This is a genomic window from Leptospira kemamanensis (assembly GCF_004769665.1).
In the GTDB taxonomy this organism is placed as follows: domain Bacteria; phylum Spirochaetota; class Leptospiria; order Leptospirales; family Leptospiraceae; genus Leptospira_A; species Leptospira_A kemamanensis.
Genome location: NZ_RQGG01000032.1, coordinates 133,480 through 149,007 on the forward strand (window position 1 = coordinate 133,480; position 15,528 = coordinate 149,007).

Here is a 15,528-nt window from a genome sequence, read left to right on the forward strand (position 1 = left end):
CATGATCATTAAATATATTACCAAATCTAGTCCCGAATCATTGATGAAAGCTTTTGCTGGATGCAAAGAGTTAACGTATGATAAAGATGAATTTTTATTTCATGCGGGAGATGAAGTGACTCACATGGACCTTCTCGTAAATGGAGACCTTCAGGTTTTCAAATACGATGGAAACTTGAATGAAGTTACCTTAACTTTTTTTCGACCTGTTTGTATTGTTGCGGAATGGGCAGTCATCCAAGGAATTCCTTACCCCGCATCAGCAAGGTTTACCAAAAAAAGTACGATCCTAAGAATGCCTCTTACAGAAGTCCAAAATCGATTAAATTCTAATATTGAACTCAATCATATTCTAATGCACTCACTCATGAATAAAATTGAAACTTTGAATTTGGCAATTAATCGTGGACTCACGATGGATGCCATGCAACGTGTGGCACATTTTTTATTTTATGGAACCCCTGATTCTCTTGCCTTAAAACAAACTCAAATGGCATCTTTATTGTATTTGAGACCAGAAACGTTTTCTCGAATTTTAAAACAACTGAAAGACCAAGGTTTAGTAGACACTCAGAAAGGGGAAATCACCATCTTAGACAAAGAGGGACTCCTGAAAATTTTGGCTTAGTACTTGATTTGTATCAAGGAAATGATATTAAATTATGTTAGTATCAAAGTATGAAGACTTCCTTTTTTGAACTTAGTTTTTGGAACACTGCCTTTCGCCCCTTTTTCTGGTTTGGTTCTCTCTTCGGATTCCTCATCATCGGAATTTGGTTATTCGTACTTGCGAATATGATAAACAATCCAATTCAGGTAAACGCCATCCATTGGCATTCCTACGAAATGGTATTTGGATTTACCAAAGCAATTGTTTTAGGATTTTTATTCACTGCCGTTCAAAACTGGACTAACTCTACCATTCTCAAAGGAAAGAATTTATTTTACCTTTTGACTTTTTGGCTTTTAGGAAGATTTTCCTTTTATTCTTTTGGTTTCTTGAGTTACTTATCCTTCGGCTTTGATATCTGTTCTGATCTAATGGTGATTTACCTTCTCGTTCCTAAATTGATTGTCCCCACTCAAAAACACAATCGCCCACTCTTATATCATTACGGACTTTTTACCATCTTCCATATCTTAAGTGCCTTCTCTGCTTATTCCATTTTAGATTCGGAACAAACTCTATTATATGTTCATTTGAGTATCTTCGTAGTTTTATTTCTAATATTGATCATTGGTGGTCGTGTTGTTCCATTTTTTTCTGGAGTTGTCATTCAGGGATATTCCTTTAAACGAATGCCAAAACTAGAAACTATCCTTATCTATTTGCCATTTGTTTTTTATATCGCCAAACTACTGCAAGGTTACTTGAGCAATTCGAAATTAGGAACGATTACTCCATTTCACGAATTAGGATTTAGTTTATTTGCACTCCTTTCCTTTTTTGTTGGATTTGTTTTGTTTGTTTCCAATACCATTCGTTATATTTCCTGGAAACCTTGGAAATCTTACCAAAGACCCATCCTTTGGATTTTATACTTGGGATACTTCTGGGTTTGTCTCGGATTTTTATTATATAGTTTGGCAGAAATCAATGTGATTCCCATTTCCTCTGCCATCCATAGCTTAACAGTGGGTGGACTTGGAGTCTTTATCTACGGAATGATTACTCGAGTGAGTTTGGGTCATACGGGTAGAGCCATCGTTGCTTCCAAGTTGACTGTTTTCGCGTATCTCGTATTAAATCTTTCTGTTTTTGTGCGAGTGGTTTTCCCTCTCTTCCATGAATACAAACTAGCTTATTATGGATCGGGAATCGGTTGGATTCTTTGTTTTGTTATCTTTTTTGTCCAATATACAACAATACTTCTGACTCCAAGACCAGATGGAAAACCAACATAAGAAGAGTGACTCATTGATTGTTAGATTGATTCTTACTTAGAAACTTTTTTCATTCAGTGTTAGATGCGAATGGCTCTTCGAAAAAATTCCTGTAAGGAATCGAGGAGTCTTTCGGGGTGGAATAACATCTGGTAACTGGCATTTCGCATCATCGCAGGAATTGTCGGTTTTTCTTCCGTTCCAATCGCCAGAGTATATACTTGCACTCCATTTAACAAACATTCGCCAACTGCTTTATTTACGTCTTCAATCCCATACTTACCTTCATACTTATCATAATCATTGGGTCTTGCATCGGTGATGAGGATGATCCATTTTTGTTTGTAACCAGAATCTTTTAAGAGTGAATTTGTATGACGTAATGATGGACCAACTCTTGTATATCCAATGGGTGATAATGGCCCCAATCGATCTCGTACGACATTCCAAGATTCTTTCATTTGTTTCAAATGGATGAATTGATTATGGTTTCTCGTTCGTGAATAAAAACCTGCAATTCCAAATGGAATTTTGAGTTCTTCCAGACATTCAGAAAATAATAATAAACTTTCTCTTTCCACATCTAAAATTCGTTTTTCATGGATCCAAGAATCTGTGGACAAACTCAAATCCATTAAAAAATACAAAGCAATGTCCGAAACATCACGTATCGGATTCATATAAATGGCTTCTGATGGAGTTTTTTTTGCTTTTAAGTCAGCATACCGATCCACCAGTGCATCCAAATCAATATCAGCCCCAGAGACCAAACGTTTTTTAATGCGTGTTTGGTTGAGAAGAGCAGTCATTTTTTTCTTTAATAATAATAATGTGCGTCGTTGTTTTTCCAAAACATTGTTTGTGTAAGTTGGGTCTAAGGTTTTCGGATATTCTTCGATCACGGAACAATAATTAGGTTTGTATTGTTTTTGTTTGTAATCCCACTCCGGATATAAGAATGGTTTTTCATTGCTCGTGTCTTCTAAGATCTCGAGTAGTGTTCCGGCTCCAGATTCACTGGTTCTTGTGGTATGAACTGGGTCTTCGGTGCGAATGATGTGTTTGAGATTGAGTTCCTGAAGAGCTTCTTCTTCCTCCATATCCTCTTCCCCATCAATGTCTCTCCATTGCCCATCAAACTCTTCTACCGTTTCAATTTTTTCAAAATTATGACCCAATGTATACTCTTCGATTTTTTTCTCATCTACCTCTAAGAGTTCTGCATCACTTGGATCTAATTTTTGTTTTGATTCTTTGGATTCAATTTTCTGTTTTTGTTTGTCTGAAACAAAATCTTTTCCTGCTGGGAAATTCATTTTCGACTGTGAAAGAGATGCATTTGCCACATAAAAACAAGATACAATGGTTTCATATTGTTTGGGGTCTTGTTTTCGAATCTGTAATCGTTCGTGGCGAATTTCTTTCCAATCGGTTTTGACACCGGGGAATTGTTTCAAAAACAACCGAAACCATTGGTAAAAAGATTTGGGAAACTGAATGTCTTTACCTGGAACTAACTTTTTTTTGAATTCATTCTCTGAATGGATTTGGTTTTCATAAAGAAAAGAAAGATAGGCAAGTAAGATACGAACTTGTTTTTTAGTTGTCGTTTCCGAAAGATACCAACGAACTTCTTCTGGAAATTTAAGAAAATTTTGGCCAAGGGTTATCTCACCATTGCTATAAACAAGGGATGTTGTTTCTTTGCGAAGTGTTTGTAAATACTTGATGAGTTTTACCTCCTCTGTCTCCATACGATAGGCACCGTATGGACTTGGAGGAGTTAACTTCGTTTTTAATTTTTTCCAAATTTTATGACCTTGGTAAAAGACAAATTGATCCCATTCCAAAGTAATATCCTAGAAGATTAAATCAAAACTATCTTGTAATGCTGTCACTGTATCCTCATCATCTGTGAGTGGCAAAATAATCGCAGTTCGTCCTGCCATTCGAGAAGGAAGACCTTTTGCGATGAGTTTTGCACAAGAGACAAGTAATCTTGTGGATACGGTCTCAACCAAACCTAACTCAGGTTTGTGGCGAACCAAATTTGCATATTGTACAAGTTTTTTAGAAATGGCTTCGGAAATTCCCGTTTCCCCAATAATAATTTTTTCTTCCACAGAAGATTTTGGATAAGGGAAATCCATCCCCAAAAATCGTTGTTTGGTGGAAGGTTTTAGTTCTTTAAATCCCTTTTGGTATCCAGGGTTATAGGAAGCAACGAGTAAAAAATCAGGATGTGCGATGATTTCTTCGTTTTTTCGTTCTATGAATAAAGTTCGTCTATGATCGGTTAAGGAATGGATCGTGACAAGTGTATCAGGTCTTGCTTCTGCAATTTCATCCAAGTATACAATGGCACCTTCTTTCACACCAGTGGTGAGTGGTCCATCCATCCACACTGTATCAGCCCCTTTCACAAGGAAACGACCTACTAAGTCCACAGCAGAAGTTTCATCATTACATAAAATGGTGATGAGTTTACGACCCATTTGGTGTGCCATAAATTCTAAAAATCTAGATTTCCCTGAGCCAGTAGGACCTTTTAACAAAAGCGGCAGAGAGTTCTCCGCCGCCATTTGAAAAATTTCTATTTCCTTACCAGTAGGTTCGTAATAGGGAATTTTTGTTGTTAACATATTTAATCTAAGTCACCAGCATTTTTTCCAAGTGCTTCATTGCTTGGAAGACCGTGACGGATGAAATCTACAATGAAGTATGTGATTCCCACTGTAAACAGAGTCGCCGCAAGTAACATCCCAATAAAGTGGAAAACGATTTCTTTTTGTACGACAAGAAAGTCCATTCCCAATTTACGTTCTAAATACACTTGTGTGATTCCTGCTACTGCGAGTGCACCAGTCATTCCTAACATTCCAATATTGGATGCCCAAAATGCTAAATATCCAGACATACCTGTAAAAAGTTTACGCCCAGTCATATTTGGCATCGCATAGGAAATCACAGCTAACACTAACATGGCGTAGGCTCCCCAGAATGCAAGGTGTCCATGCATCGCAGTGATGAGAGTTCCATGTGTCCATTGGTTTACGGCAGGCCAAGTGTGAGCAAAACCAAGAAATCCAGCACCTATAAACGACATCATGGCACTACCAAGTGTCCAATAGAGTGCAATTTTATTAGGATGGTCTTTTCCTTTTTTACGATACATGTTGAGTGCCCAAATCGCCATTCCAAGAAAAGCAAGTGGTTCTAACGCAGAGAAAACTCCACCGACCATAAGCCAATACTTAGGAGTTCCGATCCAGTAGTAGTGGTGACCTGTTCCTAATATCCCCGAAAGGAAAGTAAGACCAACAACCACGTACAACCATTTTTCAATGACCTCTCTATCCACACCCGTAAGTTTGATGAGTAAAAATGCGAGGATACCACCCATGATGAGTTCCCAAACTCCTTCTACCCAAAGGTGAACGACCCACCATCGGAAATAAGAGTCCAAGGTTTGATTATCAAAATACAACATACCTGGTAAATAAAGTAATGCAGCACATAACAATCCAAAGAAGAGAACAAGTTGTGTTGTACTTCTCTTTTTAGCTTGCCAGATCGTCATTGCAATATTGAAAAGAAAGGTAAGTACATTCACAACAACTAGATAATCGAGAGGTCTTGGTATTTCTAAAAACTTTCGACCTTCCCACCAGTTAAAATGAAAACCTGCAATGGCAACAACACCTACAACCACCCAGGAAATGAGTTGGATATAAGCTAGTTTTACACTGTACAATTCTCTGTCAGATTCTTCAGGGATGATGTAATAAGCAGCACCCATAAATCCAGTTAATAACCATACGACAAGTAAATTGGTATGTGTCGCACGTGCAGTGTTAAATGGAATGAAATCATGTAATCCATCGAAACCGATACGAGCAAAACCCATGATAAAACCATAAACGATTTGTAACGATAAGAGTAACATACAAGTTGCAAAGAACCAATATGCGACCTTTTGTGATTGGAATCTCATTGTTTCTCCTTATTTCAATGCAGAAAGGTATGTGACAATGTCCTTTCTTTCTGTATCACTTAACGGCAACTTCGGCATATTTGTTCCCGGTTTGATCACTTGTGGGTCAATTAGCCATCGGTTGAGGTAATCAGCATCAAATTTGGATCCAACATGATCCAGAGCTGGTCCCACGTTTCCACCTTTACCACCTACAGCGTGACAGGCGACACAAAGTTGAGAAAACTTTTCAGGTTGAGCCACTTTTACTACGTTAGCTGATGTTTGCGGAGCAACTGCCGTTGCAATGGAATCAACAGGAATATTCGGTTTTGGAGGCCAACCATTCGCATCAATTTTACCTACCCAATCGAGGAAAGCGATGACTTGTCCTTTTTCTTCTTTGGTAAAGTTGTATTTCACCATCTTACGTTCCCCAGGAAACATAGCTTGTGGATCATCTAAAAACACATCGATCCAACTCACACCTCGTCTTTCGACTACTTTAGTCAAATCAGGTGCGTAATACGCTCCTTCACCGAGCAACGTATGGCAACCCATACAATTGTTTTTTTCCCAAATTTCTTTCCCTTTTAGCACATCTTCCGTTAAGTTTTGCGCATTGGTACGGGCATCGTTTTGTCGCAAGGTATCAATTGTGAGGAACACAAAGATAGCACTGAACAAAAACGTTCCACCCAGAAAGAATGCCCTTGCTTGCGATTTTGAAAGCATCCTTACCTCCTTTTTTCCATTTTACAAATGTAAGTGCAAATTTTACAATTTGCATTGATTCTAATCAAGTCCTTATTGTATTTTCTATGTTAGAATGCATTGATAGGAAGAGTTAAGAATCTTATTGAAAATTAGAATCATTAAAAAAAGAATTAAGAACAACGATCTCAAGAGAAATTCCACTCTTTTACTATGATTTCCCTAATGATTCTTTTCAAAACGGACTCGATTTCACGAAAGTATGTGAATTGAATTGAATATTCGATTATTTGAATTTTATTTTTTAAAAAAGGAGTGAGTATGAACGAAAGTGCAGAAGAAAAAAAGGATTCCATTTGGTATCCGCCAGGTGGAATCCTCATTTGGATGATTGTTTTTGTAGAAGTGATCACCTTTTGTATGGGGATTGGATCTTTAGTATATGACAAAACACAAAACCCAGAAGGGTTTTTGTCGATGCAAAGTCATCTGAATCGCGGATTTGCTTTCTGGAACACGATTTTCCTTTTAACCAGTGGTTTTTTATTGGCGATGAGTGTCTATGCAAAGGAAAACAATAAAGATTCACAGTTTTTTTTCGGAATGATTGGTACCATTCTATTTGGATTTGGATTTTTAGTTTTAAAATTCATCGAATTTTACGATAAATGGATGTTAGGTTTTAATTTAGAATCCAATACGTTTTTTAGTTATTATTGGCTGTTAACAGGATTTCATTATCTACATGTTGTCGTAGGAATCATCATTTTATTCATAGTTTTTCTCAATCGAAAAACCATCTCCCTAGTAAACTTAGAAGCAGGTGGAATCTTTTGGCATATGTGTGATTTGATTTGGCTAATTTTATACCCAACGTTGTACTTGATCCAATAAGGAGGATGTATGTTACGAATTAGTTTGACTTATTTAATTTTACTTGTGATCGTTTATCTTTCGTTTTACGGGGTAGGATCGTTTGTTCCTGGAAATTGGAATTTGATTTTGATGAGTGCACTCAAATTCCTTTTCATTTCCTTTGTGTTTATGAATTTGTTACGAGCACATTTCTTTTGGAAATTGATTTTTTCCACAGTGATTGTCGTGTATTCGTTTGGGATTTGGTTTCTCGCCTAAAATTGATCCCAAATCGGGAAAGGGTGTGGTTTTTGTTTTAGATTGCCTGGGCGATTCAAAATCACCACATCCATTCCCACTGCATTTGCTGCCTCCGCTTCTTCCACTATGTCAGTAAAAAAACGAATTTCATTTGGAGATGATTTCAAATTGTTAGCGATCGTTTGGTAACTTTCTTTCTCTCGTTTTCCACCGACTGCAGTATCAAAATAGGAAGTAAAATACTTCCTTAGATCACCTAACGCTGAATACTGATAGATCAAAATTTGTGCTTCTACAGAACCAGATGAATACACATGGTTTTGGATACCGGATTGAATCGAATTTTCTAAAAACTTAGGAACATCCTCATACACTGTGCTTTTGATTTCGCCAGATTCATACCCTTCTTTCCAAATTTTCCCTTGGACTTCTTTCAGTGGACCAAACTTACGATCCTTTTCCATGAGGTACTCAAAATAAAGAGAAACCAATTCTTTTGAAAGTTCTTTTGGGATATCATTTGGATTATCAAAAGAATCTCTTCCTTTGATTGTTAGTTTTTCTTTTAACAATGGATCGAGTGAGGAAACATCGTTTTGGTATTCGGATTGGATTTCCTTCCATCTCTCTTCTGAAAAGGAAAAGTCCTTTAGAAACTGGTGAATGTGTTTTTTCGCATAAGGAAAAAGGATTTCATGGACAAAGGCAATTGGTGCCGTTGTCCCTTCAATATCTAGTAAGTTATGTTTGATCTGCATTTTGATTTGTACGATTGTTCTTTCCCTAGTTTTAGAAATTTTGCTTATGTTGTTTTTTGTTTCAAAAGCAAATGCATATTCTTTTCATCTTTTTCATAATTAAAAAGAACTAATAACCATGCCAATGCACAAGGGATCCAAAATAAAATCGAAATAGAAAGAGCAAGACCGCGATCCGGAGTGAGTCCAAGAATTACCGCAGACATCACTGGCCCGAGTCCTTTTCCTAGATCATCTGTTAGGTTGTAAATGGAGAAAATCGCACTTCTGGATTTTGGCTCATTTACATTGAGTAAAACTGCTCTCACATTGGGACCAGTCACAGAAATCATAATTCCTGTAAATATATTCAAAGCGATAAATAGACCCATATGGGGAACAATATCAAAAGCATATAACAAAAGGATGGCGGGAAATACACCAAAGAATGTGGTTCCCATACATAGCAGTGGTTGGTATGTTTTTTTGATGTTGTATAAAATCTGACCAAGGACTCCGCCGAAAAATGTGCCAATAAAAATTCCAATGGCCGCAAAGGTAATCATCCCTGCGGAAACTTCCTTTGTTAGGTGGTATGTGTGTTCATAATAATCAGCCAAATACACAAAAAACACTCCCCAAGGTATACAACCTGGCAGTCCTTGCAAAAAGGCACCCAAGTTGGTTTTGTTTTCGAATAATAATTTAAAATCTTTGAGTGAGATTTTGTGAGACAGTTCATCGACTCCCACTTCTTCGGCACCACCTCGTTTTGGTTCTTTGCAAAACAATAAATACACAGCTACAAAGAAAAAGGATGGAGCAGACATATAAATAAAAGAAGCTCTCCATCCATTGATCGGATCAGCTTCACCTAAAATTCCACCCAATAACTGACCAACGCCAACACCAAGTCCCATTGCAAGAGAAACATAACCTGTGGCAATGGCTCTCGATTGGCTAGAAAAGTAGTCACCAATCAAACTAAAAAGTAAAGGGAAAATTCCACCAAGTCCAAATCCGCATAAGGTTCTTAAAACGAGAAACTGATCGTAGTTTTGTGCATAGGCGGTCAAAAAACAAGGAATTTCACCGAGCAGTACGGTTGCGATTAACAAATGTTTTCTAGAAAAGGCCTGTGAAAGATATCCCATAGAAAGGGAAACAAGACCACCCAAAATAAAAAACAGTACAGGAATGATCCCACCAAATTTCCAATCTACTTCATAAGGATCCGTGATTCCGAGAGATGCACCAATATTTTTCATGTTAGGTGCAATTAAGTTTTGGTCACCAAACAAAAAGAATGCCATACCCAAAATCATCCAAAACGCCAAAATCCCTCTGGGACCGTGATTTACAAGTTCGGCAAGTCCAAAAAACCGAAGATAGGTGGTTTCTTGTTTTGATTTTTTTTGGTTCATAAATTGTTTTTCCTTTCTGTTTGTTTGCGATAGACAAAAATAAAAGAGAGTGTGAAGAGAAATCCTAAAAATCCAATCACAGCAAATAGAGATAGATCCCAACTGGTTAAAATCGATCCATTCCAAATTTCTGGATTGGGAGAATTTGCCATGGAAGGAAGTGCTTTCCCTCCTTTAAATTGGAACTCAACCATAGTTCCAAATGAGAGTGCATTTAATACATAGGCACTCAGTCCTTTTGGTACATCTTTATCTAATTTCACCACAGGAGTTTTTTCATTTGTGACCACTTCCATATCTTGAGGTTTCACAAATATGGGATATTTACCATTCTCCGACTCAATTAACATTCGTTCGCTGAAACGATCAACAGAACTGGGGATTAAATAAGAAACTTGTAGTTCGGAACTTCCAGGTAAAACTGCCCGATCCAAAATCCTTCCTCCATTTGGTCCTTCAGGGACTCCAAGTGGAATTGCCATTTTACTTTCGGGTTGTTGGAGTTGTGCCAAAACTTCCGTTGCTTCTTTGGCCACTGAATATTCTAAAGCTCCAACTTTCGGATCATAGGATTTGGGAGGATTACTCACATTATCAATGAGAAACAATTTAAAAACACGAAGGCCTTTTTTTTCTCGCATAACTTGCATTAAACTTTTAATCGCAATTTGTTTTCGATTGGCTCCTGTGTCATACACAGTCACTTCTTGCGGAGAAGTACGAAACTGTGTGGTTGGCGGGATCATTTTATTATAATTTACGCCTTGGTATTGGATTTGTAGTAGGATTGGTGCACCTTCAGGTAAATCCATTTCTGGAAATCGAAACTTCCCATTTTGAGGGCCAATCTCCGCAAGGGGAACCATAGCGCCTTGTAAAGCCAACATCCGAATGGAGTCTGCCTTACCGAATCCTTTTGTGGTACCATTTTGAATGGTTCCAAAGATGGAAATTTTTTCCGCATAACTTGCGCTTGAGAGAAGGAAGAGGGCCAAAATGAGAAAACGATATCTTAAAAACATTTTGATACTTTTTCTCCTTCTCTCGGTTCCAATCCAAGTGAAAAAACGAAAGTTTTTAAAAATTTAGAGGCGACAAGAGAGGGTACTGGACATAATGCTTTAAGATAGGAAAGGAAAACCTGGCTACATGAAGCAATTGAGCGAAATCGTTCACAATTCCTCAAAAGACGAGAGAGATATACTATTAGAATACCAAAATATCGACGTTTCCAAATTGGAGACCCTTGATGTTTTAGGAATTCCAATTGATAACGTCACAACCGATGAAGCGATTGCCAAACTCTTTCGAGTGCTTGAGAAAAAAGAAGGCATGCACCATGTTTTATTTTTAGATCCCATCAAACTGATGAGGATGCGCCCGAAAAAAGCTCTCCACCGTATCGCAGAAAAAGCAGGTACCATTTTAGTGGAAGGAGCAGGCATTGGATGGATGACAAAAGGTCGTTTGAAAGAACGAGTCACTCCCATCGCTGTGATGATGGATCTCATCCGCCTTGCCGAACTCAAAGAATTCACAGCTTTTATATTTGGTGCCAAAGACGAAATCGTAGAACGTATTTATTTTAATCTCACTAGACATTTTCCAAAAGTTCGTATTGTCGGTAGGCACGCAGGCCACTTAGATCGCCAACGAGAAATGCGAGTGAAAGAAGCCATTCGTAAAACAGGACCTGATATCATTTTTCTTGCCATGGATTTTCCTGAACAAGAGATTTGGATCGAAAACAATACAGGTTATTTTGGCAAAGCGGTAGTGATTGGTGTGGGTGGCGCCTTAGACATGTTATCTGGTGCGGACAAAAAAGCTCCTGAATGGTTTAAGGAACGTGGCCTAATCTGGTTATGGAGAATCATCGCAAGACCATACCGGATTAGACGTATGTGGGAAACCTTTTATTTTCTCTTACTTGGGATCCGCGAAAGATTTCGCAAAACATAAAGTTTTATTTTTTGATCTGAGCCAAACGATCGAGTGTTGGAGCAAGCCAGTCTTCCAAGAGTGGTTCTCTGTCTAGTTTGGCACGTGCGAACACCAAATCCTTGTTAGAGTTTGCAATTTCACTCACAGAACCAATTTTACGTGCAGTTTCCATTGCTTTCCAATAGTATTTCAAGGCATTGATGGTATCTTGTTTTTTCTCATATACTGCCCCAATATTATTATAAAGAGCTGTCAGAGTTTCATACACTTCTCTATGGTCGGAATTTTCCGTGTCAATGCGACCTAGGCTTTGTTCTTTGAGTTCAAAATCATCCTTCAATTTCAGATAATTGCCAAGTGCTGCATTGTATTGTCTTGTGTAATAAAATGCGTTTCCTTTCCCAAATAACAATGTTGGATTATTATAAATATCTTCTTCTGGAAGTTCTGCCCAGAAATCCAAACTTTGTGCAAAGTCTCCATGATTGTAATCAATCCAACCTAAGTAATAATAACACTCTCTTACAATTTTTGGATCTTTGGAGATATCACGATCAAGAGCAGCAAGGAAAGATTCACGTGCCATAAAAAGACCATTTCGTCTTTCTTTTTCTTCATAAGAAAGAGTCCCAATGCTACGTTCTGGATAGATTTTTTTGCCTGGGAATTCACGGATATTATCTGTTTTGTTAATCCCAGCTGCTTCTAAAAATTGAATTTTACCTAAGTTAAACGAAATCCTTCCTGGACTACCTTCAAGTAAGGTTTCATCCTCATCTCGTTCTCCTAATCGATCACGATAGTTTTGGTAACGATCATCTGACTCACGAAGGAGTTTCACTGCTTCATCATAATTTTCTGTATGGATATAATACTCAGCCATGAGCAACACTGCTAGATAATGTCTGACATCATACGTGGATGCGAGCTCTAATTGTTTTAAAGCTCGTGCAGCTTCTTCTTTTTTGAAATAAAAACGTGCTCTTTGGTAATATCCTTCCGCAAATTTAGAACCACCATCTTTGCCATAAGCGATATTGAGTAAGTATTCTACGTTATCATCAATCTCCATTCCTGTGACTTGGTCTTCCGGATTGATATTGTATTTGATGCGGACTTCTTCAGAATCCAAATCAATATAAAAGGAAGCAAGTTTTGCTAAGACAAATAGAGATAGTTCGTCTTCAATGTTTAATGCATTTCGCACTTGTCTATGGTGATTTAAAACGTATTGAGGGTTTTTGTCACGTTTCCACATTTCAATATAAGTAGATAAAATCCCACCGTGACCAATTGGATTTTTAGGATACTTTTCAATAATATCGTTATAGTATTTAACAGCTGTTCCAAACTCTTGTTTGTTGTAGAAAATTTTTGCAATACCAGCAATGGCATCAACATTGTCAGGGTCTCCCCCATCAGTAAACACTCGTTTGTAATATTCAATTGCAAGATGATCGTTTTTGTATTTTTTGCGATTACTTCCAGGTGGAACATCAATGAAGTCTTTTCTATGAAAAGAGTGGAAGTTTCCTAACGCAATGTATGTATCAATATCATGTACATTGTATTTAAGACGAGATGCAATATATGCACCTGCTTTTAATACCTTTCTTGGTACTTTATCTTGAGAGGTTAAGTAAAATGATAGTTCAGCAAGTGGTCGACGACCAGCTGTTTCTACGCCGGCGTCATTCCATTCTGTTTTTTTCGCAAAACTGATGTTTGGTACTTCTTTTCGATTTTCCCAAGCACGTTTGTGTTCTTTGTCTTCTGATTCATAACCAAAATCCGGTTCTACTTTCCCAAAACATTTTTCAAATGCTCTTTCATACAAACCTGCTTTGGTGTAAGCCGTACAATATTTGTTCAAAAATTCTAAGTTATGAGGGAAAATCTCTTCCCCTTTGATAAAATAATTCTCTGCATCAGCGAGTAATTTTTTCTTTTCTAATGCATCTGTTTCATAACTATATTCTTCGATTTTTTCCAGTCCAAGTGCGTATTGAGCCTTGGCACGGTAAGGAACGATTACATATTTCCATAAGGTAACAATACCAAATACTAAAAAGATAGCAGCAGCAGAAGATAATATGGTTCGCCTAACTAACTCACGTTTACGTGCTGCACCTTCTTTTGTGTATGCATCTTTACTGGCAATGATGGGAACTCCATCTGCCGCAAATCTTCCACTCGAATCGCTAAGTTCTACTCGTTCCCCAAGAAGACCACTTAAGAAACTTGCAATGTCTTCTGGTTTTTGTTGGGCTTTGATGAGCTCAATGATTTCTTTTTGATTCCGTACAGGAATGCGTTGGTTGACGATTGCATCAATGATGGTTCGTCGTAATTTTGGTGGATAACGAAGTAGTTCTGATTGGATGACAGCAAGTTCTTCATCCGTTAAACTGGATTCAAGAGACTCTTCTGGTTCTTCCTCTTTGCCAAGTGACATGAGGTCTTCTTCAAATCCACCAGGACCTTCATCATTGCCACCAAAGTCGTCCATGGAAGAGACAGGCATGTCATCAATGGAAGGTGCCAAGTCATCAAAAGAAGGAGCGGCTAAATCATCGTCAAGACTTGGTGGTTCCATTCCCACACCCAAGTCACCAAACGGATCATCAAATCCACCACCAATATCGGCAGGTTCTGTTTCCCTTGAGGAAGGAGTGGGAGTGTCCATACTTCCAAACGGATCATCACCAAAAGCATCGCCAGTATCGGATGCAGCAGGTGTAGATCCCATGTCCGCAAAAGGATCGTCACCAAACGAAGATTCGCTGGAAGATGCGGGAGTGGATAAATCACCAAATGGATCATCACCACCACCAACATCAGAAGTGGGAGTATCTAAACTTGCAAAAGGGTCATCCCCAAATCCAGCACTGGCATCGGTATCTGCTGGAGTAGATCCCAACTCCGCAAATGGATCGTCACCCGCGGGAGTTTCTGTTCCCGACCCAAAGTCAAAATCATCAGAAGTTGTTTGGGTTTCGTCTCCACCAGAATCAAAACCAGCAAACAGGTCTTCGTCGGTAGTTTTCGGAGTGGAATCGTCGTCGCCACCTAAGTTGGCAAATGGATCGTCACCAATTTCTGGTGCCTTCGTTTCTTCAATAGGAGCTTCGTCGATGGCATCTAAATTGCCAAATGGGTCATCATCTGCTCCACCACTGTCCCCCGGGGAATCTAGGTTTGCGAAAGGATCTGCTTCGCCTGTGTCTGTGCTATCTGTCGGAGCGAAAGGGTCGTCTTCCCCTGCTACATCAGGTGTAGGAGAATCCATCCCAAAATCATCAAAATCATTGGATGTTTCTTGGGGCTCTTCTTTTGGTTTGGGAGTATCTTCCCCTAAAAGTTCATCTAAATCAATTCCATCGTCTTCTTCCGGTTGGTTACTCGAAAGTTTGGGTGGTCCAAAATCGTCGTCCTCATCTAAGCCTGCAAATGGATCTGCAGTTTCGCCTGTGGCATCATCACCTGCTCCAAAATCGTCAGGAAGGTCGTCATTTGGCTCTTCGTCTGTAGGTTCTGACTCTTCATTGCCAGCGAAAGGATTGGTATAACCGAGTTTCTCGCGGAGTACCTTTGCCATCGGGTTGAGTTCTTCCGAGGACATAGGATTTTTATTGAGAGCCGAAAACATCGTCTCGATTTGTGTGATTTCTTCCGGACTCAATTTATCTTTCGGCTCAGCCATGTGAGGGTCTATTCCTAATGAATTATCGGCCCC

The 15,528-nt window shown here is 38.5% G+C and carries 13 protein-coding genes; 5 read left to right on the forward strand and 8 right to left on the reverse strand.

The window, feature by feature from the left end; genetic code table 11:
- The first annotated feature begins 1 nt into the window (after window position 1).
- Both EHQ59_RS10785 and EHQ59_RS10790 read left to right on the forward strand, forming a co-directional pair.
- Window positions 2–628 (forward strand): Crp/Fnr family transcriptional regulator, encoded by a 627-nt coding sequence (locus tag EHQ59_RS10785; RefSeq protein WP_135619659.1) that lies wholly within the window; start codon window positions 2–4, stop codon window positions 626–628.
- Window positions 629–678: 50 nt separating this feature from the next.
- Window positions 679–1,905, forward strand: coding sequence for an NnrS family protein (locus EHQ59_RS10790; protein WP_135619660.1), 1,227 nt, complete (start codon window positions 679–681; stop codon window positions 1,903–1,905).
- Between the two features lie 59 nt (window positions 1,906–1,964).
- Here the strand turns inward: EHQ59_RS10790 and EHQ59_RS10795 are convergent, their stop codons facing one another.
- Genes EHQ59_RS10795 through EHQ59_RS10810 form a run of 4 tightly spaced genes read right to left on the reverse strand, consistent with a single transcriptional unit; the run spans window position 1,965 to window position 6,592 of the window.
- The gene (locus EHQ59_RS10795) at window positions 1,965–3,734 is read right to left on the reverse strand and encodes a nitric oxide reductase activation protein NorD (RefSeq protein WP_135619661.1); all 1,770 of its coding nucleotides are present in this window, start codon (window positions 3,732–3,734) and stop codon (window positions 1,965–1,967) included.
- 9 nt (window positions 3,735–3,743) lie between these two features.
- Window positions 3,744–4,526 (reverse strand): CbbQ/NirQ/NorQ/GpvN family protein, encoded by a 783-nt coding sequence (locus tag EHQ59_RS10800; RefSeq protein WP_135619662.1) that lies wholly within the window; start codon window positions 4,524–4,526, stop codon window positions 3,744–3,746.
- 2 nt (window positions 4,527–4,528) lie between these two features.
- Window positions 4,529–5,878 carry a cbb3-type cytochrome c oxidase subunit I gene (locus EHQ59_RS10805; RefSeq protein ID WP_135619663.1) on the reverse strand — a complete coding sequence of 450 codons (1,350 nt, stop codon included), beginning with the start codon at window positions 5,876–5,878 and terminating at the stop codon, window positions 4,529–4,531.
- 9 nt (window positions 5,879–5,887) lie between these two features.
- Window positions 5,888–6,592 (reverse strand): c-type cytochrome, encoded by a 705-nt coding sequence (locus EHQ59_RS10810; RefSeq protein WP_135619664.1) that lies wholly within the window; start codon window positions 6,590–6,592, stop codon window positions 5,888–5,890.
- Between the two features lie 300 nt (window positions 6,593–6,892).
- On the opposite strand from EHQ59_RS10810, the gene EHQ59_RS10815 reads away from it, so the two are divergent.
- On the forward strand, window positions 6,893–7,465 hold the full coding sequence (locus tag EHQ59_RS10815; RefSeq protein ID WP_135619665.1) for a cytochrome c oxidase subunit 3: 573 nt from the start codon (window positions 6,893–6,895) through the stop codon (window positions 7,463–7,465).
- Window positions 7,466–7,474: 9 nt separating this feature from the next.
- Entirely contained in the window at window positions 7,475–7,705 is a 231-nt protein-coding gene (locus tag EHQ59_RS10820; RefSeq protein ID WP_135619666.1) for a prokaryotic cytochrome C oxidase subunit IV, read from the forward strand.
- Here EHQ59_RS10820 and mtnC read toward each other — a convergent pair.
- From mtnC to EHQ59_RS10835, 3 genes are read right to left on the reverse strand one after another with little or no spacing between them, the layout of a single operon-like run.
- Window positions 7,702–8,445, reverse strand: a complete 744-nt coding sequence (mtnC, locus tag EHQ59_RS10825; RefSeq protein WP_135619667.1) for an acireductone synthase — start codon at window positions 8,443–8,445, stop codon at window positions 7,702–7,704. The two genes, EHQ59_RS10820 and mtnC, sit on opposite strands and share 4 nt — an antisense overlap.
- A 44-nt stretch (window positions 8,446–8,489) precedes the next feature.
- Window positions 8,490–9,848, reverse strand: a complete 1,359-nt coding sequence (locus tag EHQ59_RS10830; protein ID WP_135619668.1) for an MFS transporter — start codon at window positions 9,846–9,848, stop codon at window positions 8,490–8,492.
- Window positions 9,845–10,870 carry a hypothetical protein gene (locus EHQ59_RS10835; protein WP_135619669.1) on the reverse strand — a complete coding sequence of 342 codons (1,026 nt, stop codon included), beginning with the start codon at window positions 10,868–10,870 and terminating at the stop codon, window positions 9,845–9,847. Before EHQ59_RS10835 ends, EHQ59_RS10830 begins: the two co-directional genes overlap by 4 nt.
- Before the next feature lie 127 nt (window positions 10,871–10,997).
- On the opposite strand from EHQ59_RS10835, the gene EHQ59_RS10840 reads away from it, so the two are divergent.
- A complete protein-coding gene (locus EHQ59_RS10840; protein WP_135619670.1) occupies window positions 10,998–11,810 on the forward strand; it encodes a WecB/TagA/CpsF family glycosyltransferase in 813 nt (270 codons plus the stop codon).
- 4 nt (window positions 11,811–11,814) lie between these two features.
- Here EHQ59_RS10840 and EHQ59_RS10845 read toward each other — a convergent pair whose 3' ends face one another.
- Entirely contained in the window at window positions 11,815–15,495 is a 3,681-nt protein-coding gene (locus EHQ59_RS10845; RefSeq protein WP_135619671.1) for a tetratricopeptide repeat protein, read from the reverse strand.
- Between the last annotated feature and the right edge of the window lie 33 nt (window positions 15,496–15,528).

Coding starts and splice junctions, on each gene's coding strand:
- EHQ59_RS10845 (WP_135619671.1), bottom strand. CDS start 15,495: ATGGCTGAGCCGAAAGATAAATTGAGTCCGGAAGAAATCACACAAATC.
- mtnC (WP_135619667.1), bottom strand. CDS start 8,445: ATGCAGATCAAACATAACTTACTAGATATTGAAGGGACAACGGCACCA.
- EHQ59_RS10830 (WP_135619668.1), bottom strand. CDS start 9,848: ATGAACCAAAAAAAATCAAAACAAGAAACCACCTATCTTCGGTTTTTT.
- EHQ59_RS10810 (WP_135619664.1), bottom strand. CDS start 6,592: ATGCTTTCAAAATCGCAAGCAAGGGCATTCTTTCTGGGTGGAACGTTT.
- EHQ59_RS10800 (WP_135619662.1), bottom strand. CDS start 4,526: ATGTTAACAACAAAAATTCCCTATTACGAACCTACTGGTAAGGAAATA.
- EHQ59_RS10835 (WP_135619669.1), bottom strand. CDS start 10,870: ATGTTTTTAAGATATCGTTTTCTCATTTTGGCCCTCTTCCTTCTCTCA.
- EHQ59_RS10815 (WP_135619665.1), top strand. CDS start 6,893: ATGAACGAAAGTGCAGAAGAAAAAAAGGATTCCATTTGGTATCCGCCA.
- EHQ59_RS10790 (WP_135619660.1), top strand. CDS start 679: ATGAAGACTTCCTTTTTTGAACTTAGTTTTTGGAACACTGCCTTTCGC.
- EHQ59_RS10785 (WP_135619659.1), top strand. CDS start 2: ATGATCATTAAATATATTACCAAATCTAGTCCCGAATCATTGATGAAA.
- EHQ59_RS10840 (WP_135619670.1), top strand. CDS start 10,998: ATGAAGCAATTGAGCGAAATCGTTCACAATTCCTCAAAAGACGAGAGA.
- EHQ59_RS10820 (WP_135619666.1), top strand. CDS start 7,475: ATGTTACGAATTAGTTTGACTTATTTAATTTTACTTGTGATCGTTTAT.
- EHQ59_RS10805 (WP_135619663.1), bottom strand. CDS start 5,878: ATGAGATTCCAATCACAAAAGGTCGCATATTGGTTCTTTGCAACTTGT.